At 34.5% G+C, this 20,445-nt stretch carries 17 protein-coding genes; 7 read left to right on the top strand and 10 right to left on the bottom strand.

Annotation, left to right across the window (positions count from 1 at the left end):
• Positions 1–20: 20 nt before the first annotated feature.
• On the bottom strand, positions 21–2,192 hold the full coding sequence (locus tag UABHE_RS31005) for a S1C family serine protease (RefSeq protein WP_372367293.1): 2,172 nt from the start codon (positions 2,190–2,192) through the stop codon (positions 21–23).
• Between the two features lie 227 nt (positions 2,193–2,419).
• Here UABHE_RS31005 and UABHE_RS31000 point away from each other — a divergent pair, with 227 nt between their 5' ends.
• On the top strand, positions 2,420–2,989 hold the full coding sequence (locus UABHE_RS31000) for an ankyrin repeat domain-containing protein (RefSeq protein WP_372367292.1): 570 nt from the start codon (positions 2,420–2,422) through the stop codon (positions 2,987–2,989).
• A gap of 28 nt (positions 2,990–3,017) precedes the next feature.
• Here UABHE_RS31000 and UABHE_RS30995 read toward each other — a convergent pair whose 3' ends face one another.
• Positions 3,018–3,716: a hypothetical protein gene (locus tag UABHE_RS30995; protein ID WP_372367291.1), complete on the bottom strand. Its 699-nt coding sequence runs from the start codon at positions 3,714–3,716 to the stop codon at positions 3,018–3,020.
• 68 nt (positions 3,717–3,784) lie between these two features.
• Entirely contained in the window at positions 3,785–4,789 is a 1,005-nt protein-coding gene (locus UABHE_RS30990) for a sensor histidine kinase (protein WP_372367290.1), read from the bottom strand.
• Positions 4,790–4,935: 146 nt separating this feature from the next.
• Here UABHE_RS30990 and UABHE_RS30985 point away from each other — a divergent pair, with 146 nt between their 5' ends.
• The 4 genes from UABHE_RS30985 to UABHE_RS30970 all read left to right on the top strand — a co-directional run bounded on the left by UABHE_RS30985 (position 4,936) and on the right by UABHE_RS30970 (position 10,998).
• Positions 4,936–5,073 carry a hypothetical protein gene (locus tag UABHE_RS30985; protein WP_372367289.1) on the top strand — a complete coding sequence of 46 codons (138 nt, stop codon included), beginning with the start codon at positions 4,936–4,938 and terminating at the stop codon, positions 5,071–5,073.
• A gap of 964 nt (positions 5,074–6,037) precedes the next feature.
• Positions 6,038–8,782, top strand: a complete 2,745-nt coding sequence (locus UABHE_RS30980; protein ID WP_372367288.1) for a bifunctional serine/threonine-protein kinase/formylglycine-generating enzyme family protein — start codon at positions 6,038–6,040, stop codon at positions 8,780–8,782.
• Positions 8,783–8,792: 10 nt separating this feature from the next.
• Positions 8,793–9,845 carry a cytochrome-c peroxidase gene (locus UABHE_RS30975; RefSeq protein ID WP_372367287.1) on the top strand — a complete coding sequence of 351 codons (1,053 nt, stop codon included), beginning with the start codon at positions 8,793–8,795 and terminating at the stop codon, positions 9,843–9,845.
• Between the two features lie 145 nt (positions 9,846–9,990).
• Positions 9,991–10,998, top strand: coding sequence for a cytochrome-c peroxidase (locus tag UABHE_RS30970; protein WP_372371700.1), 1,008 nt, complete (start codon positions 9,991–9,993; stop codon positions 10,996–10,998).
• Positions 10,999–11,032: 34 nt separating this feature from the next.
• On the opposite strand, the gene UABHE_RS30965 is transcribed toward UABHE_RS30970, so the two are convergent.
• Together UABHE_RS30965 and UABHE_RS30960 are read right to left on the bottom strand one after the other, a co-directional pair.
• Complete coding sequence (locus tag UABHE_RS30965) at positions 11,033–12,778, bottom strand: sensor histidine kinase (protein ID WP_372367286.1); 1,746 nt, start codon at positions 12,776–12,778, stop codon at positions 11,033–11,035.
• A 2-nt stretch (positions 12,779–12,780) separates the two neighbouring features.
• Positions 12,781–13,464, bottom strand: a complete 684-nt coding sequence (locus UABHE_RS30960; protein ID WP_372367285.1) for a response regulator transcription factor — start codon at positions 13,462–13,464, stop codon at positions 12,781–12,783.
• Between the two features lie 189 nt (positions 13,465–13,653).
• Between UABHE_RS30960 and UABHE_RS30955 the strand changes: the two genes are divergently transcribed.
• Together UABHE_RS30955 and UABHE_RS30950 are read left to right on the top strand one after the other, a co-directional pair.
• Positions 13,654–14,529 carry an ATP-grasp domain-containing protein gene (locus UABHE_RS30955; protein ID WP_372367283.1) on the top strand — a complete coding sequence of 292 codons (876 nt, stop codon included), beginning with the start codon at positions 13,654–13,656 and terminating at the stop codon, positions 14,527–14,529.
• Between the two features lie 17 nt (positions 14,530–14,546).
• Positions 14,547–14,678 (top strand): hypothetical protein, encoded by a 132-nt coding sequence (locus UABHE_RS30950; protein WP_372367281.1) that lies wholly within the window; start codon positions 14,547–14,549, stop codon positions 14,676–14,678.
• A 406-nt stretch (positions 14,679–15,084) separates the two neighbouring features.
• Here the strand turns inward: UABHE_RS30950 and UABHE_RS30945 are convergent, their stop codons facing one another.
• Genes UABHE_RS30945 through UABHE_RS30925 form a run of 5 tightly spaced genes read right to left on the bottom strand, consistent with a single transcriptional unit; the run spans position 15,085 to position 20,435 of the window.
• The gene (locus UABHE_RS30945; protein ID WP_372367280.1) at positions 15,085–16,350 is read right to left on the bottom strand and encodes a glycosyltransferase; all 1,266 of its coding nucleotides are present in this window, start codon (positions 16,348–16,350) and stop codon (positions 15,085–15,087) included.
• The gene (locus UABHE_RS30940) at positions 16,350–17,975 is read right to left on the bottom strand and encodes a sodium:solute symporter (RefSeq protein ID WP_372367279.1); all 1,626 of its coding nucleotides are present in this window, start codon (positions 17,973–17,975) and stop codon (positions 16,350–16,352) included. The genes UABHE_RS30945 and UABHE_RS30940 overlap by 1 nt, the downstream gene beginning before the upstream one ends.
• Positions 17,972–19,219, bottom strand: a complete 1,248-nt coding sequence (locus UABHE_RS30935; protein WP_372367278.1) for a glycerate kinase — start codon at positions 19,217–19,219, stop codon at positions 17,972–17,974. Before UABHE_RS30935 ends, UABHE_RS30940 begins: the two co-directional genes overlap by 4 nt.
• Before the next feature lie 12 nt (positions 19,220–19,231).
• Positions 19,232–20,068 carry a patatin-like phospholipase family protein gene (locus UABHE_RS30930; RefSeq protein WP_372367277.1) on the bottom strand — a complete coding sequence of 279 codons (837 nt, stop codon included), beginning with the start codon at positions 20,066–20,068 and terminating at the stop codon, positions 19,232–19,234.
• Positions 20,058–20,435, bottom strand: a complete 378-nt coding sequence (locus UABHE_RS30925; protein ID WP_372367276.1) for a hypothetical protein — start codon at positions 20,433–20,435, stop codon at positions 20,058–20,060. Before UABHE_RS30925 ends, UABHE_RS30930 begins: the two co-directional genes overlap by 11 nt.
• Positions 20,436–20,445 lie beyond the last annotated feature (10 nt).

The raw sequence follows: 20,445 nt of genomic DNA, 5'->3' as shown, positions 1-20,445 counted from the left end.
TTTTTTTTATACAGATATGATTAGCGTTTACCGATAGTTATGGGAAGATTAAATCTATTTTTTTGGCGTAGTATTGATATTGTTGTTTTGCTACCAGGTTTGAGCTTTGAAACTACAGAAACTAAACTTTGTGTTCCTGATATTGAGTTCTTACCCACAGCAGTAATCACATCGTTATTTCTAACACCTGCTTGGTGTGCTGGCTTACCAAAAACTGTATGAACAACTTTTACACCATTTGGATGATTTTCGACTTGAACTCCAATAAATCCTTTAGAGGTCGAAGATTTTTCTCCACCGCCAAATAAATCTTTTAGGATTTCTTCGAATGGATCGCTTTTCTGCTCTTCGTTATCATCCCCATCTCCAAGAAATCGGCGTAAAATTTTAGAAAAGTTATCGACTTGCGCTGGGCGAGGTTTGTATCGGCTAGGAACAGAGATTACTTTACTTGCTTTTAGATCTGGTAGAATTTTCATGATTGATGAGATTGGAATAGCAAAAGCTGTTCCGCGATAGAAATATGCAACGTTAATCCCAACAAGTTCACCTTTCATGTTAACAAGAGGTGTTCCAAATTGCTTTTTCTCTAAATTAGTATCGTGTTGGAATACTTTATCGTAGGCACGAACAGGACTTTTATTTGGTTGACCAAACATACCAAAAAGTCCAAGAGTTGGTACACGACGGTTGTGGGAAACTTGTCTATTTTTAGCACTAAGCATACCAGCGTTGATAATGCCGTTAGCAGTTCCTCCAGAAACAAGCCATTCTCCTATTTTTACATTGCTATCATCGCCTATTTTCATTGCTTTTAAAGGTTTAGCAGAGGTAACTTTTATGAGTGCGATGTCTAAAACTCCGTTGCGTCCCTTGACTATACCTATGTGACTACGTCGTGTGCCATCTTGCATTTGCACATCAACAGCACCTTGCACTTTACTAAGTATGTGATTTGCGGTTAATATCCACCCATCTTCAGAAATAACAACACCATAACCATAAACTTTGCGGCCCTTTCGTATTTTTACAGTGGTTTCCATTAATTCTAAACCTTTGTATACGAAATGACGACGAAAATAGTTATCTCGTGAATAAGATTGAGCGGAGATAAAAACAGGTATGCGTATTTTTTTACCATCGCGTTTAATGGTTAAAAATACTTTGCCGGATTTTGGAGCGGATGCAACGATACTTTTTAAATCTTCGCGTAGTTGTAGAGGGATACCATTGGCGCGAACGATAATGTCTCCTGGTCGAACACCAGCAAGAGAACCTATTTTGTTAATATCTACGTCTGTTACTTGTAAACCTTCTGGTTCTACCTCGCGAACAACAACTCCTAAGCTTGGTTTTTTCTTTGGCATTTGTTGCGTACCGCTAAACATTTTGAATATTTTACCTATAGGGCTTTTGTCGAAAGCTTTCATCATGTCTTCAGGAGATAGATCTTCTTGCATTTCCATAAATACGTCAAAAATGTTTCCTGGTGATCGTCCTTTGACATCACGTCCGGCTGTCATGGTTTTAATATCAGCAACTATTTCGTTGATTGGAACTGAAAAGGCAAGTTCATTTACAAGCATAATTGCACCGTTAATACCAATGAGTTTGCCATCAAGATCGATAAGCGGTCCACCAGAGTTCCCAGCAAAGATAGGTACATCGGTTTGGATTGCATCATCGTAGAACTTTACGCCCATTTGGATAGGCAACTTCTTATGAAATCCGCGAATTCTTCCACACGCGACGGCTGGCTGGTCATCAAAATAAGGACCTCCTGGGTGTCCTAGTGCAACGACCCATTCTAGCATAGATAGCTCATCTGAATTTCCGTATTCAAAATAAGGAAATTCTTTTCCTTTTATTTTGATAAGAGCGTAATCATTTACTGAGTTGAGCCCTAGTTTTTGAGCGGGATATTCACGCCCATCAGAAGTAACAACAACAAGTGAATCACCTGGCTCTACAACGTGAGCACATGTAACGATGAGCCCATCTGCGGAAACTAACGCTCCTGAGCCATAACCTTGCTTATCACCTATAATGATACGAATCCCCACAGTCCTAGATATTGCGTAGTCTTTAAGTTCTTGTACTTTTTTGGACACAAGAGCAATATCAGTAATCGGTTCCTTCGCAAACAATATAGTTGAAAACAGTACCAACAAAACTATATATAACTTATGCATAAATTTCTCCATAATAAACAAAATATTGCTAAGTGGTCATCTTTTTAAATTATACGCAAACAACAGCAGGATAGTTGGAAAAAACTAAAATAGTGCTATATTAGTGTGCAACATCTTGCCACGTTTTACAATAAAATTTTACGCGGAGATAGTTAAATTTGCTACAATAAATATCTGTAAACGACTTGTATTAAATAAACTTCTTAAGACTTTTAGAGGTAATTTTTATGAAATATTGTATGTTCTTGGTGATTGTATTTATTGTTTCGTGTTCTTTTGCACCAAAAGGCTATGAAAACCTTAACAATCAGTTCGATTTCGACAATGCTTTTATTCGTGCAGTAAGTGATGGTAATATTGAAGCGGTGGAATATTTAATTCCTAAAGTAGATGTTAATATGTCAGTTGTCTTAGAGGGTTCTCCTATAGTTATTGCCGTTAAAAATCAGGATGTTGTTGTAACAGAAAGATTAATTGTCGCTAAAGCAGATATCAACGTACCAGATAGCGCTGGAAATTATCCCATTCATATTGCGGTCAAGAACAGTGATGTTGCAACTCTTAAAGTACTTGTATCTGCGAAAGTTAAGATCAATAAACAGAACGTTTCTGGAGATACGGCACTGCATGTCGCAGTAGTAGCGGACATTCCAAAAGATAAGCGCCAAGAAATAGTAAAAATCTTATTAGAAAAGAATGCTGATTCAGATGTGTTCAATGATGAAAATCTCACTGCAAAACAACTAGCGCACAATAAAAAACAAAGTGATATTATTGCGCTGCTTGGTGGATTATAAAATTAGGTAGTACTTGGCGTATTTTAAGCTACATTTTATTCGCTTGAAGTTCTGTTGTGTTAGAATTGACAAAAAACATTTTGAAATTTTCTAATGCTGCTCCTTTAAGACCAATTCCAAATGTAATCATTTCATAACAATTACCGTTGTGCTCAATTTTAGTGTCTGGCTCAGTAAGTTTATTAGGGAGCTTCGTGATTTTAGCTGTTGACACAGGAAAACAATCTCTTATAGGTCCATAACAAGGTAATAATCCTGGATACATATTCCAGCCAACAATAATATATTCATCTATTGTCTTAACAACTGTGTAGTAAGGATATACAAAAAAATAAACCTTTGGAAACATTCGTAATACTCTAGTTAAAACGGTACATGCAGGAACAATTAATGTTATACATGAGATAGCCCCTAAGGGTTTTGTCCATTTGGTAATAATTTCTAATTCGCGGGCTCTTTTCCATTCACTTATGAGAAGATACAACACATAAATCCAGCCAAAAGTAAATGCAAGTACTCCGGTAACAAGAAGTAGAGGCATTCCAATTAAAAACATGAAAAATGCTTTCAGTAAAGATTTGACATCTACTTTTTGAAAGAACTTACCATGAATGAACGTTTCTATTCTTATTGTTTTTGCCATGTGCTGCTGTAGTAATTCTTGTAAAAAAAGACCTTGAATTTTCATTCTTTTGTCTTTTTCCCACGGATATTGTACAGTTGACATAATGTTATATCCTTAATGTTGTTCGGGAATTCTTAATCGTTTTTCGCATGGTCTATTTGTTTAGGACTCTATATTTTATGCTTTGGTATATACAGAGTAAACATTGCACCGTCTTTTACTTTGTAGTCGTACACTAGTTTTCCATGAAGATGCTTTGCTAATCGGTAACTCAAGGCCAAGCCTAACCCAACACCTGGAGCAGAATGCGCTGCCTCTTCTGCTGATTTACTAAAAGCGCCAAATAGTTTCTTTTTTTGTTTTTTGTGTATACCAGGGCCGTAATCTCTTATGGTAAGCAAAAAGTAGTGCGGCAATTCTTTTGCAGATATAACTATTCGTTTGTCTGATCCTTTTGATGCATACTTACAAGCGTTATCTACTAGATTGAATACAATTTGCTCTATAATAGTAACATCCGTATAGGTTACAATTGATTGTAGATTTTCATCTATATTAATAGATAGTTTCATTCCACCTTGTATTGAACGTTGTTCAATATGACTATGCATATGATGAATTAGATTGTTTACCGCTACTGGTTTTGGATCTCTTCCAGTGCATTTTCGTTCTAAGCGTGCATATTCTAATACATTTTCAACTAAATGGGTTAGCCTTTTTGCCTCGGCTAACATTGTTGCAAAGTAACGCTTTTGTTTTTTCTCGCTCACCATTCCTTCATTTAACATTTTAGCATACATACGAAATGTTGTTAAAGGCGTTCTCAGTTCATGTGTAACCGAAGACACGAAGGAAGCGCGTCGTTCACTAATAGAAACAACCCCAAATAGAAGCACTGTAATCGCTATCGTTCCCAAAATCATAAATCCCCATGCAACAAGTAATGAAATTTTTAGTGGAGACATTTGTAAGTTACTGTCGATATTTACATTTCCAGGAAGCAACTGAACAGGTAACATTGCAAGAATGCGTTGCTCTTTTTTTGAGTTTGAAGGTTTTATGTTCGCTTCAGGTAGTAAATCGCTTATATTTTGCAACAAGTTACCGCGTAATTTATCCCAATCAATCCAGCAACCTTGAAAATAGTACTCGCCATCTAAAAAGAGCTTCGGCACACTATAAACTTAGTAATCTTCCCAAAGAAATTGGTAAGTTAGTTTCTCTGGAGTATCTTTATCTCGACTCTAACCAGTTAAACATTCGACCTAAGGAGATCTGTGAATTAACTTCTTTGGGTACTTTGTACCTAGGTAATAATCAATTGTACAGTTTACCAAAAGGAATGAGCAAGTTGAGATTTTTAAAAGCATTTTGGATAGAAAATAATCAATTAGATGGATTTCCTACAGAAATAAGAAATTTAAAGACTCTTGAGATATTAAAAATGAATGGTGGCTAAAACAAAGTGCTTGTAAAGATTTGACATCTACTTTTGAAAGATCCTATTTTTCCATTTCATGGCCCCGAACTATTGCAACCAGATATAATAAAAAAGCTATCATTTTTTAGGCGCTATTTTTCAAGCTTCTTGCATTATTTTGTTAAAATAAAACCAAAAATTTTAAACGTCGACACGCTTTAATAAAATTTTGTGATTAAAAACAAATAAAGTAACTTCTTTAAAACAGTAAACATACTTATTTTTGGAATGGATTAGAAACGACCTTGTTGTTTTTAAACAACAAAAGTATTTTGTAGACGAAAAATCGTCTAAAAGCCAAGAGGAGTTGCTCAATAGGAAAAAATAAAACGGTTTTACCTTAAAAAAAAAATAAAAAATAGCATATTATCACTAGCAAACAACCAAGGTGTGTAATCAATTTTAAATGCCATATTATACTAAAAAATATGCGAATACAACCATACTCGATAAATAGTAAGATACTTTTTATGTCTAAAACGAAATCTTGATATATTAGGTTACTATTGCGATTACAGTTATAGTTTTATAATAAATTAATTTTAGATTTTATACAGTTTTTTGACTAATTGATGCCCCTAATATCTTCGAAATAAAACCCAAATTATCAATCCAACAGCGATCAACTAAGCATAACTTATCTTAACTTGTCTAAGAGTTTTAATAATGAAATTAAACAAAGAAATACAGCCAGCTACTAGAAGACCAATTTCTTTTGGCGCGTTTTTTGCTATATTATAAATTGTAGCATGATTTTGCTGCAATTTACAATACTCTAAATACTACATAAAGTCTTATTACTTATATAAGTTAAAGGTAATTGTATACTTGATATTGAGTATTGTTTAACTCCAGTACCATTTACTCTAAATTAGAGTAATTTAAAATAATTTAAAAATTTCAATTGCATGATATCTCGTTGTATAAATAATAGGAGAATAAGATGGATGAATATACAAATTTAAACAACGACGAAGAGGAAAAAAAGAATAATCAATTTTCAAATTTAAATGATGCAGGTGTAGAAAGTTTTACTATAGATGGCACTCAAAAAAAGAATAATCAGTCTTCAAATAATAATAATATTGTTGAGGAAAATTTTACGAAAAAAAGAAAAAGTACCATAAGGTATAACGCTGCTGAGCTCGAAGAAGTTTCTCAAAGATCTACAGATACAAATTATGAGACAAAAGTTTCAAATTCTAATAATGATCAGGAAAATGAGTCTTTTATAGGAAAAGTAATAGACAATAAGTATAAAGTAATAGAGTTACTTGGAAAAGGTGGAATGGGAAGTGTTTACAAAGTTGAACACCTTCTTTTAAAAAAATACTTTGCTGTTAAAATACTTCATTCTGATCTGTTAAAAAGTGAAGTAAACAAAAAAAGATTTTTTCGCGAAGCACAGCTTTGTATGAGTTTCAATCATGAAAATATATTACCTATTAGAGAATTTAATGAAGTAAATGGTAATCCTTACTTTACTATGGACTATTCGCACGGCTCATCTCTAAAAAGTATGATGGAAGAAGCTAAACTGCCAGAGGCCAGAATTATATCAATCATGAGACAAGTTTTGTCCGCTTTGCAAGTTGCTCACTCTAAAGGGATTATTCATCGCGATTTAAAACCTGAAAATATTTTTATTGAAATACGCGACGAAAAATATCACGCTTTGTTACTCGATTTTGGGATTGCAAAGATATATGAAAAAGATTCAGATAATACGCAACTTACAGGGAAACATACAATTGGAACGCCTTACTATATGGCTCCAGAGCAGGCAAGAGGAGAAGAATTAGACGCTCGTTCTGATCTTTACTCTTTAGGAATTATATTTTACGAAATGGCAACAGGAAAGATCCCGTTTAAAGGATCGACCCACGTGGATACTCTTGTTTCTCGACTTACTCTAGAACTTCCTCTTCCGTCTTCTATAAACCCAGAAATATCAAAATCTGTAGAAGGAGTTATTGTAAAAGCTCTACAACGCGAACGACAAGATCGTTTTAAAGATACAGAAGAGTTTTACGAAGCCCTTTCTTATATCGTGGAAACAGAAACGAATTCCCATAAAAAAAAGCGTAGTCTTGAAGAAATTTTAGAGACTTCCACGTTTAAAATCGATCCTGATTTAAAGAAAAAAAAGAATAGATGGATTTATGCAGCTGCGATAATCTTATTTGTAGTAAGTGTTGCAATATATTTTGTTGATGAGTTGATAAAGCAAAATGCGAAAGAAAATTCTACGATAAACACGATACAGGATAACAAAAAGCAAGAAACTGATAACTTAGCACTGATAAAAAAAGTCAAGTACATTGAAATAGTTCCAAATAAAATCACTCTAAAACCGAACACTCGCCATGAATTTCAATCTATACCGTATAATAAGTTTGGTTACCCAACCAATTTTCCCTCATCTGTTACTTGGAGTACATCTATTGGTAAAATAGATAATACAGGGACTTTCGTAGCACCGGAAAAACCAGGTGAAGGAGTCATTCGTATAAGTTCCAGTAATATTATTGGGTATGCAAAAGTTACGATAAAAAACCCTGATATCTTTCGAGTTAGAATGCGATTGGTAGACGATAAAAAAAGATCAAAAAAACATTTTCTATTGAATGAAAAAATTTATATTGGATTTCAATATAAAAAATATGTAAAGAAAAAACTACAATTAAAAGTGAGTAGTGAGGGAATGCTAAAGCCTATTACTTGGCATTCTAAAAAACACACCAGAAAAGAAACCATATATATTCCATTAAAAATTTCGCAGATAGAAAAAGAATATAAACTACAAGTAGATGCTAGCATCGAAGATTTCAATAAGACATATACCTTGTCCTTTAAACTAAACGCCCTCAAAGATAAACCAGAGCAGTGGTCTGCAAAATTGTGGAAAGATTGCTGGAATGGTAAATGGTTGGATTTTACTAGTAAAATTTGGGAAAATTTGTCAGTCGATAAGAAGAAAATTTACACCAGAGAATATCAAAAATGGTTTGCATACAATCATGGCTTGTCTTTGAAAGATAGTATTGTACTACCTGATGACAAAACAAAAATTCATATGATTCTTTTACCTCCTGGACAATATTGGATGGGGTCTCCAAGTAATGAAGAAGAACGAGATTTAAATGAAGGGCCAAGACATAAAGTAATCATCAAAAAAGCATTTTGGATGAGCCAATATGAAATAACAAATGCTATTTGGAATCAAGTAATGGGTAAAGCAAGTACAAACCAAAGTTTTTTTCCATCGACAAACATTTCTTGGAATGATTGTCAAGAGTTTTGCAAAGAAATGGATGTTCAATTGCCAACAGAAGAACAATGGGAATATGCCTGTCGTTCGGGAAGTACCACAAAGTATTTTTGGGGAAATAAGTTTGATAGTTTGTATTCTTGGTCTTCTCAAAGTTCACAATTCAAAATTAGTGAAGTGGGTAAAACAAAACCAAATAGTTTTGATTTGTATGATATGTCAGGCAATGTTTTTGAATGGTGTCAGGATCGTTGGTTGAGTAGTTATAATGAAAAAGAATTTAAAAATACTCGTGTCTATCGTGGAGGCAGCTTTTGGTCTAGTCCTCGTGTTTGTAGATCTTCTTACAGAGATCGCAATCCTGCTTCTTATCGTGTGCAGTTTTTGGGATTTAGAGTAGTAAAGAAAATACAATAGGAGTTTTGTTATGGAAAAGTTGGTTTTCATCATGGTTGTTATTTTATTTCTATTAGGGTGTGATTCAGAAAGTTCAACGAATAACTCAACTCAAAATAACACAATAGATACAAAAACAAAATTACAAGTATTGTCTGTGAATGAAATAGCGGCTTTAATGTACCAAGCCCAAACTATTTTTGGAGCCATTCCTGAAAAAATGCCTGGAGGAGAAAAGGATACTCCAAACATGCGAAAATTAGGAAAGCATTTGTTCTTTGAAAAACGCCTTTCAAAAAATAATAAACAGTCTTGTAATAGTTGTCATAATTTGAATAAAAATGGACCTGGAGTTGATAACCGTTCCGTATCTCCTGGTGCTTTTGGTGATAAGGGTGGACGTAATAGCCCTACGGTATTAAATGCAGGTTTTCATATTGCTCAATTTTGGGATGGCAGAGCAAAAGATCTTGTAGAACAAGCAAAAGGACCAGTACTAAATCCTATTGAAATGGCAATGCCAAATGAAAAATATGTTGAAAAAAAATTAAGAAGTATAAAAAAATATAGAATACTTTTTCGTCGAGCATTTCCTAGAGATAAACAACCTGTTTCTTATGGAAATATGGCATCCGCAATTGCTGCTTTTGAGCGTACCTTGATTACTAGAGATCGATTTGATGATTTTTTGAAAGGAGACCCTCTTGCTCTTAATAATAAGGAATTAAAAGGATTAAAGCTTGTTATTGAAAAGGGTTGTATTAGCTGCCACAATGGACCTTTACTTGGCGCAAATAGTTTTCAGATCGCTGGTTTAGTAAATCGTTATCCAGGAAAAATAGACATGGGGCGTTTCGAAATTACTAAAAATGAATTAGATAAAGAAAAATTCAAAGTACCATCTTGGAGAAATATTGCTATTACAGCGCCATATTTTCATGATGGTGGTACTAATACTTTAAAAAAGGCTGTACAACAAATGGCATGGATGCAATTAGGAAAAAAATTGGACTCTGAAGAGGTAGATTTGATTGTTGTTTTTTTGAGCACACTTACAGACAAAAAGAAAGTTACAAAACCTTAGTTTCTTTCTATTTTGGATGTGACAAGGATTGTTTGATGAGGGTTTGAAGGTAAATTAATTTGCCTTCAAGCACATTTTTTATATTATAATTTATGTACTAATACATACTAAGGATAAAACGTTGAGAAAACATATTATATTGTTTATGATTTTCTTTGGGTTGTTTATCAGATGCAAGCAAAATACCTCTGAAAACACTAAGGAATTAAAAGAAAAAGCTGTAAAATTACAAAAAGAAGCCCTCAAATACTTTGGGGTAATACCAAGTAAAATGCCTGGCAGTAAGAATGACACTCCTGAACTTGTTTCACTTGGAAGAAGATTGTTCTTTGAGAAGAGATTGTCTGAAAACAATACGATATCTTGTAATAGTTGCCACCGAATTGACAAAAATTTAGCAGGAGTTGATAATCTACCAACGTCTCCAGGGACAAAGGGAAAAACAGGTACTCGTAATTCTCCGACAGTTTACAATGCGGGATTTCATATTACTCAGTTTTGGGACGGTAGAGCAAAAGATCTTGTAGAACAAGCTAAAGAACCTATATTGAATTCCATAAAAATGGGAATACCTAATAAAAAGGTTGTTGTAAAAAAAATTAGTAGGATAAGAGGATATAGAAAACTTTTTAAAAAGGTTTTTCCTAAAACGAAAAGACCGATTAGTTATAATAATATTGCAATTGCTATTGCTGCTTTTGAAAGGACATTAATCACAACGGATCGTTTTGATGATTTTCAAAAAGGAAGTTTAGATGTTCTAACTAAAGACGAATTAATTGGTCTTGACAAATTTATAAAAATAGGATGTGTTACTTGTCATAATGGACCACTCTTAGGAGGAAATTCTTATAATAAAATAGGTCTTTTAAATGTATATGAAAACAACAAAGATTTTGGACGTTTTAATGAAACAAAGAACGAAATAGACAAATTCATGTTCAAAGTTCCATCTCTGCGTAATGTTGCTTTAACAGCACCATATTTTCACGATGGCAAAATAAAAACTTTAGAAAAAGCTGTAGAAACAATAACTTACCTTCAACTCAACAAAAAACTTAACAAAATGGATGTTGGATATATTGTGAAATTTTTAATGACTCTATCAGGTAAAAATTTCACTTTAAAACAAGAAAAAAAAACGAAGAACTAGTACCATTTCCTCGTAGTTCTGTTTACTTAGGATTCTATATTTTGTGCTTTGGTATATACAGAGTAAACATTGCACCGTCTTTTACCTTGTAGTCGTACACTAGTTTTCCATGAAGATGCTTTGCTAATCGGTAGCTCAAGGCCAAGCCTAATCCAACACCTGGAGCAGAATGCGCTGCCTCTTCTGCTGATTTACTAAAAGCACCAAATAGTTTCTTTTTTTGTTTTTTGTGTATCCCGGGGCCGTAATCTCTTATGGTAAGCAAAAAGTAGTGCGGCAATTCTTTTGCAGATATAACTATTCGTTTGTCTGATCCTTTTGATGCATACTTACAAGCGTTATCTACTAGATTGAATACAATTTGCTCTATAATAGTAACATCTGTATAGGTGACTATTGATTGTAGATTTTCATCTATATTAATAGATAGTTTCATTCCACCTTGTATTGAACGTTGCTCAATATGGTTGTGCATATGATGAATTAGGTTGTTTACCGCTACTGGTTTTGGATCTCTTCCAGTGCGTTTTCGTTCTAAGCGTGCATATTCTAGTACATTTTCAACTAAATGAGTTAATCTTTTTGCTTCAGCTAACATCGTTGCAAAGTAACGTTTTTGCTTTTTCTCGCTCACCATTCCTTCATTTAGCATTTCAGCATACATGCGAAATGTTGTTAAGGGGGTTCGCAATTCGTGTGTAACTGAAGACACAAAAGAAGCGCGGCGTTCACTGATAGAAACAACTCCAAACAGAAGTACTGTGATCGCTATTGTTGCCAAAATCATAAATCCCCATGCAACAAGTAATGAAATTTTTAGTGGAGACATTTGTAAGTTACTGTCGATATTTACATTTCCAGGAAGCAACTGAACAGGTAACATTGCAAGAATGCGTTGCTCTTTTTTTGAGTTTGAAGGTTTTATGTTCGCTTCAGGTAGTAAATCGCTTATATTTTGCAACAAGTTACCGCGTAATTTATCCCAATCAATCCAGCAACCTTGAAAATAGTACTCGCCATCGATCATTACTGGACGAATAAATAGTAACTCATTGTTAATCCATATAGCCTTCATAACCCCTTCACCAACATTTGTTTGTGGAGTACGATTTCTTATACTGTTGTTGTACGATAGTTGTTGGTATTTTTTTCTTACGCGAAACTCTGATTGATTTTTTTGTTGCCACTTATTTTTTTGTTGCCACTTATTTTTTTTTTGTATTGGCAATGATTTATGCACGATCGCTGTTTTAGGTTGGCGAATTTTTTTAGGTAGTGTTTTTTGTAAACGGTGTATGTCTACTTTATTTTGTAGTTCGCTTAAAAGGTTATATGCAATATCTATTTTTTTGTCCGAAGTGTATTTTTGTACAGCAATATTGTGCATATTAACAGAAGGCATCTGTGGTGAAGTAATACGTCCATCTGGGTGTATTTGAAAATGCAGTAGTATATTTTCAGATGGTGTTGTCATTAGCGGTGATGGAACCAAGAACTCTCCAGCATACACCTCGTCAAACATTTTGCTATAAGCCCGTTCTAGTGGATAAAAAGAGCTGTAAAAAAAATATGGGGAAGAATTCTCTTGGGCGATAATTGGTGCCAAATAAGAATCAAGCCGCCATAGGGCTAAACGTACATTTTCTTCGACAATAGCTTCGTGACTTGCTTGTTGTTGAGCTTCTTCTAGATCTAGAATTACATTGTTTACCCACAACATAGCTATAATCATTGCTACTAAGCATGAACCAAAAACAATCCAAATATACAGAGGACGCATAATTATTCTCCAAACATATAGCCTTTGCCGCGTACGGTACAGATAATTTTAGAATTGCGATCGCGCAGCTTTTCTCGTAATCGTGCAATGTGCATATCAATGGTTCTTGTTTCTACTTCACCAGGAGAAAACTTCCATACTCTTGTTAATATTTCTTCACGTGAAATTGCGCGATTTGCATGGCAAACCAAGTATTGAAGTAATGCAACTTCTCTTTCAGAAAGTACAACGCTTTCTTTATCATCGAAACGGATTTCGCATTTGGAGAAATCAATAATTCCATTTTTGATAGTTGCGGTTTGTCGTTTATTTGGTCTTTCTGGTGAACGTCGCAATACGGCATCAATTCTCGCTAAAAGCTCTTTGATACTAAATGGTTTTACTACGTAATCATCCGCTCCTAGACGTAAACCTTGAACGCGATCATTTTCTTCTCCGCGTGCAGTTAGAATAATAACAGGTTGCGTCGAATTAGCACTTCGTACTTCTTGTAAAATTTCCAAACCACTATGTTCAGGTAAAACTAGGTCGAGAAGCAATAAATCATATTCGTAGGAAAGAGCCATTTCCATACCAACATCACCACGATCAGCCTCTAATACCTGATATCCTTCAAATTCAAGTGCATCAACAATTCCTTGACGAATAGCAAAATCATCTTCCACAACCAAAATGTGTTTAGCCACAATGCAACTCCTTGTAAGATATGTTTTTTCAAAATCCTACTTATATTTTAGCACGGGCAAAGAAGTTTTACTGTAACAATATTGTAAAATTACGCTGCCTTAGTTTCTGTTTATTCGTTACAATTAAATGTACTATTTTAACGCCTGTATTTTTTTACAACAAATTCTTTGTAGACATGGGAAAAGAAAATGATTGTATTTAGCGAACATACCACTCTCAATTCAGAAAGCGCGCGCGACCTTGAACAAGTCACAAAAGTTGCGCAAGCGTCAGGCTGCCGTGTTTATTTTATTCCAAGTGATTTTGACGATTGTGGTGATGCCGAAGGTGCACTCTGTTATGTTCCTCAACAACAAATACCAAAAAAAGCTGTTTACATTGGTTATATCCCGACTATTGAGCGTTATAACGAAATTTACAACGCCGCAAAACAAAAAAACATATATCTCGTCAATTCACCACAAGAATACGCTTTAGCAGAACATTTTCACTTGTATTATTCATCGATAGAAGACTTAACCCCTAAAAGTTATTTTCTTACGGATGAAACAATGATTGATGAACTTGATCTTACTTTCCCTGTTTTTGTAAAAGGCACGATACTTTCGCTAAAATCTTTAGGAATAGGAATTGTTCACGATAAAGAGCAACTGCGAAAAGTTGCTCATGACTTATTTTGTAAATATAAAAAACAAACGGTGGGAAATGTGATTGTGCGAGAGTATGCGAAATTACGTCATGTACGCACTTCAAAATTAGGTTTTCCTTTTGGGCGAGAGTATCGAGTTTTTTTATATAAAGGAGAAGTATTATCATATGGGTACTATTGGGATGGCGAAGATGAGCTTTCCAAACTGTCAGCGACAGAAGAAAGTGAGGTATTATATTTAGCTCAAAAGGCTGCGAAAAGAATATCAACTCCATATATTGCTATTGATATTGGACAACTGGAGTCAAGAAAATGGATTGTTATCGAAATGGGAGACGGACAATTTTGCGGAGCAACGCATGTACCATTGTTTCAGCTTTGGAATGAACTTTTAGCAAAAGTCAGAAAATTTTAGGAAATGGAGTTTGAAAGGTGAAAATAACTATAAAAAAGTTTTATCCTGTTTGTTTTGATTTTCGAGATTACTATAATCTTACAGCTAAAAGATTATCCGCAGGAACTACTTTGCAAGAAATTGCAATTTATTTTGAATCAAAAAAATAGGGCGAATCATTTTGGTATTTGCTGTATCAAAATGTATTGAAGTTATTAGAAATATTAAGATTACAGTTGTATAATATTGTGCAGAACGCATTTACATTTTTCCTGAAAATTTCGCTACAAATTACTGAGGATTCATTTAATGATACGCCAGTAGTATTGAGCCCGAGCCCGTTTGCGAGCCCGCGCCCGAAAACTTTTTGAGAGCGACAGAAAGTGATTTATTGGTTTAATACTAGTTTTTTGCGATGGAAAAAGAAACTTTGCTTCTTTGATAAATTGTTAGTGAAAGTTTCGGAAACGGGCTCGCAAAAGGGCTCGGGCTCAACAAAACACACAATATTTTGAATGATGACACGCCCTAAACATTTTTTTAGCAGTCTACCACCATATTAAAAACACTTTATTTTCAGCATTTTAACAATTTTTCACATACCTGCTCTAGAGCACCAATTGATAAATGTTTTTTTGCTATTTCATAGTTACGTTCTAGCATACCCACATTTGGAGACCTTAGAAATTCAAGTATATCTATCACTACTTTATCAATAATCTGCTTGTCGATGTAACGAATATGATTTTCTTCTTTGTAGCTGTTTCCTAAAGAAAAAGTTTCGAATCCAAGCTGTTTAATATTACTTTCAAATACAGGATACTCATAAAGAATAATAGGTTTCTTCGCTGCAATTGCTTCAATTAGTTGGTTTCCCCATCCTTCATATAAACTTGTGTAGGTAACCAAGTCCGCTTCTACATAGAAATCCCATAGAGAAAAGGTACCACTTTCTCGCGTATGTGTACATAGATCGGGAATAAACTGCGGCTCTATTTTATAAAATTCAGCATATTTTTTTAGCTCTTCTAAGTAGATTGTATCTTCTTGTAATCCAGGAAATACAATATGTACTTTGCGCGGATCATTCTCATCTACTAGTTTTTGTTGTATTGCAGCACAAGTCTGTAAAGCAAATTCAATACCTTTGCGTCTTACAATACGCGTTGCATGGAGAACGAAAATGTCATTTTCGCCTATGTTTAATTTTTGACGAAGTTCAACATTATAGTTGTCTTTTTCAAAAGTAACTTTCTCAAAATCAAAATAATTATCAACAACTATCGATGACATCTTCTTTTGTTTTTCCAAAGAATTTTGAGCTATAGAGTTAATAACTAAGTGTTTCTCTAAAGAGCAAGGAGGGAAATATTGCTGTAGTTCATTATCGATATATGAACATGTCGTATCGTATATTTCTCTCTCCCAATAGAAATCATGGTGAAAACCAATAATTTTAATATTATATTTTTGTGCTAAGTTCACAATACATTTTGCTAAAGGGATATTTAATGGTAGTGAAAAAACATTATTAACAATCAAAATTTGCGGAGAAATGTTGCGAAAAGTTTCTTCTAAAAAAATAGAAATTTTATCATAAATTTCTTGTGCTAACTCTTCGAGAGCAGAAGGTGTTACATTTAAAGCACTAAAAGCATTTGCAAAAAAATTCTGTACCTTAGAGTGACGAAAATCTAAGTATGGATGATTGTAATCACCTCCGCAACCGGACACAATTAAACATTCGTGCCCAAGGTGCTTCATTGCTTTTTTCCATTTATCCATTTCTAATGAAACACCGTCGGTTTCTCCTGCACGAAAATGCATTAGAGCAATATTCATTACTTCGCTCCTAGTGAACTAATTACACTTAACATATAAATCATAAAACCAAAATATCCTACTAGAATAGCATAGTAAACAGGCCAGTTTTTCTTATAGTTGAAAAAACTTTTTGCATTAGAAGAAAAAATTAAGTCATCTATTTCATCTGGATTATGCTTTTCTCCACCTAAAAGTATACTAAATACATATCCACTAACAAATGTAATTACACAGCCAAAAAGATTCCACCATAACCAAGATACCTTAGGGAAGTATAGCCATAAGTATACGTTAAACGCAAAACCACAAATAATGCCAATAACTGTTCCTCGACCATTTGCACGTCTTGTAAGAATAGCAAGTAAAAATGTTGCGAGAATTGAGCCATTTGCTAAAGAACCAATTTTGTTAATTGCTTCTATAATTGAGTCGCCAATATTACCTACGAAAAAAGAAAATATTACGCACACAACACCCCAAAACACAGTTAAAGAGCGAGAAATAAATAATTGATTTTCCTCTGAAAGAGGCTCCTTTACAAAAAACCGTTCGACAATATCACGCATTGTTGTTGCTGATAAGGAGTTAATAGTAGAATCAAGTGATGACATTGCTGCGGAAAACAAAGCAATCATGATGAGACCTATTACACCGTGAGGAAGATACATAATGCAAAATTGCGGGACAGTTAAATTGTAGTTAATAGCACCATCTGCGTTTTTGGGAATAGCATTTAGAAACTCGGGGTTTTTTATAATAAATGCTGCAATCGCAACTCCAACTAAGCAGTATGTAATCACTAAAGGAAAACGCAAAATTCCATTTATAAATAGTGACATATTGGTGTCGTCGATACTTTTAGAGGATAGTTCTCTTTGCACTTGCGTTTGATCGCATCCGTAGTAACTCACATATAGGAAAAATCCGCCAATAAGCATCGGCCAGAATGCATAGTCCTTTCCATCGCCAAGACCATGATGAGAAAAGTCCAGAGCGTTTGCTTTATCAGCAGGTAATAAATTCCACACTTCTGTCCAACCACCGGTCAAAGTTACAGCGTAGTATAAACAAATAGCGATTCCACCGTATAAAACAACCATCTGAATAATATCAGAGTAAATAACAGCTTTCATACCACCAAACATATCATATATAATAGTAATAACACCGAGAATAAGAGCAGCTAACCAAAACTCCATACCGGTAATCTCTTGCAAAACAATAGAAATACCGTATACAGTTACACCTGTCGCAAAAGCACGTAAGATTTGAAACACAACAGACATGAATGTACGCGTTCCGACACCAAAACGTTTTTCAAGGTACTCGTAAACAGATATAATATTTTGTTTACGAAAAAACGGTAGAAGAAAGATCATGACACCTATCATTGCTAACGGTACTGCAAGTTCATTTTGTAACCACAAAAGACCTCCTGATGCAATGACAAAGGCAGGTGCCCCTAATAGACTATTTGTAGAGCACTGGGTCGCCATTGTTGAAATTGCAATGGCAAAATAATTAACATCATTTCCTCCCAGATAATAATCACCACCATTTTTTTGTGACTTTCCAAGGTGAACAGCAAGAGCAATCATTCCTGCTAAATAAACAACAACCACGATCCAATCTAAGTAATTCATATGTCATTTTCCTTCTCAATAAAAATCATAACAATGTCCATTACGTTCGTACCTGTTTTTCCCGTTGTGATATGACCTCCATATTTATCAAAAAAATGATAAGAATCATTATTTTGCAGATATTCTGCAATCTGAGTATTATACATTTCTCCACAAACAACTGCTCCAGTAACGTTTGTATTTCCGTCAATACCGTCAGTGCCTGCACAAAGTACGGAAATTCCTTTTACATTTTGTAAGTGCGATAAAATTGCCAGAGCTAATTCTTGATTACGACCACCTTTACCTGTTCCAGTAACTGTGACTGTAGTTTCTCCACCATAAAGAAGGCATAAAGGAAGAGAGAATGGTGAAGATTGTGATAAAGCATCTTTGGCTGTATTAGCTATCGATTCCGCGATACATGTTGCTTCACCATGCATTTTTGTGGTTACAATACGAGTTGATATTTTCTGTTCTTGTAATTGTGTTTTTAGGTGTTTTAAGACGAACTGATTATTTGCAATAACAATATGTCGTATATTGTTTTTGGGTTCACATAATACTTTACTTTTTTGAATTACTTGTTGCATGCTAAACGAAAGTTGCTCCCATAAATGGTATTTTACTAAAATTCGTTTAGCATCTTCTTTGGTAGTGTTGTCGCCATAAAGAATGCCAGACCCAATTGTTGTAAGGTCGTCTCCAATTACGTCAGAAATGACTAACACAATACCTTGAGCAACAATATCCTGTGCTAATTTTCCACCTTTAATAAGAGAAAAGTGTTTTCTAGTCGTATTGAGTTCATGAATATCTGCACCTTTGTATAGTAACTGCTCTGTAAGATTTTGTAAGTCGCGAAGTGTAATTTCGGGAGGCAATTTTTCAATCAAAGCAGAAGTTCCTCCAGACAATAAATACACAAAATGATCGTCTTTACCTAAATTGTTTAATTCTTTTTGCAAAATCTCACCTGCTATGAGGCTTTGTTTACTAGGAATCGGATGACTACTAAGTAGATGTTGAACTTTTTGTAAACAAACGTTTGGCATATTGCTAACAATAGTTCCTCCCTGAATTTGAGATAAACAAGATTCCTCCAATGATTTGGCCATAGTAGCTGCGGCTTTCCCACTGCCAAATAGATAAAATTCCTCAGGTAAATTTGCTAAATGGTTTACTCTGCTCAATAAAGAGTTTGGTGTAATAGTCGCTAAAGAATTTAGAAACATTTGTATAAGCTGCTGTTTTCTATTTATCATGACATATCATTCTTAACAGTGTTTACTAATTAAAATTTGCTTGATATCTCTTCGCCCTAAATCGATTGCTGATTTAATTTTTTGGCGCGTAAGACGCAAGTGGCCTAAATCCAGAGGAGAGGATGGGGTTATGTTATGAAAAGTGATATTTTGAGGTGATAAGATAGGTTGTTCTGTTACCATGTGATTTAATAACTGCAGAGTGCGAAACTTTTTCTTGGGACATATTTTAAGTGAGTGTTTGACTACACTAAAAAAAGTTTTTTCTAGAGTAGCAGGTTGTCCCATTCCAATGACCCATATTTCTTTTGCACCCCGCTCTAGAACGTAGTTGATAGGACAATTATTTGTAAAACCACCATCAACATACCAATCTCCACGAACTTCTATACGGTTACAAATATATGGAATACAGCTTGAGGCTAAGTACAAATTTTGTAATTCGCTAAAATTCCACTGAGTACTTTTAAAATCAATTACCTCGTTGACCATTTTTGTTGCGTTCGTTACGGAAACTAAAAAATCTGACTGCGCTTCATTGAATTGTCCTGGGCGTCCATATTCTTCTGAAAATTGGCCAAGTACATCAGAAATAGCGAAAGGGCTTTTGCCTTTGAGTAACAGAGAGGGTTGAAAAATTTTTAAATCAACAGCTCTTTCCCATAGCTCAGAAAGCATTTCCCACATACCAAGAACTAGCGCTGCACCATTACAAGTACCTACTGATGCAGTCGCGACCATATCAATTTCGATTCCTAATCGACCGATTTCTGTTATTGCTCCTGCTTGGTAAGCTCCGCGAAAACCACCTCCTGGAAGTACAATGGCAAAGGGGCGTTTAATCTTCATCCTCTTCCTCGTCATTTGATGAGTCGAGCATTGTTCCAATAAAAAATCCAATAATACCGTAAAATAGCGCTGCAATGGCTGGTTTTGCGAACCACGCCCACCACCCTAGATGTTCTTTCACGTTCTCATAAATAAAAATAATTGGATAATCCATATATTTGACAATAGCTTTAAGTATATGGATTCCCTCATCTGGCACGGGAAGTAATTTATCAATAAAGTATACGATAAGAGGCGCTAGAAAAAAGAATATAGTTAGCCGCCATCCCCATTTAGGAGAATGCTTTTTTTGTTGTTTGCGTCCCCAGAAAAAAAACTTTACTCCAACAACAAACAAAATAATGTATACAATTATTTTAGTCGTCATAATTTAATCC

The sequence above is a fragment of the Candidatus Uabimicrobium helgolandensis genome (genome assembly GCF_041508025.1).
Taxonomy (GTDB): Bacteria; Planctomycetota; Uabimicrobiia; order Uabimicrobiales; family Uabimicrobiaceae; genus Uabimicrobium; species Uabimicrobium helgolandensis.
This window is presented reverse-complemented; position numbering and strand designations above follow the sequence as displayed.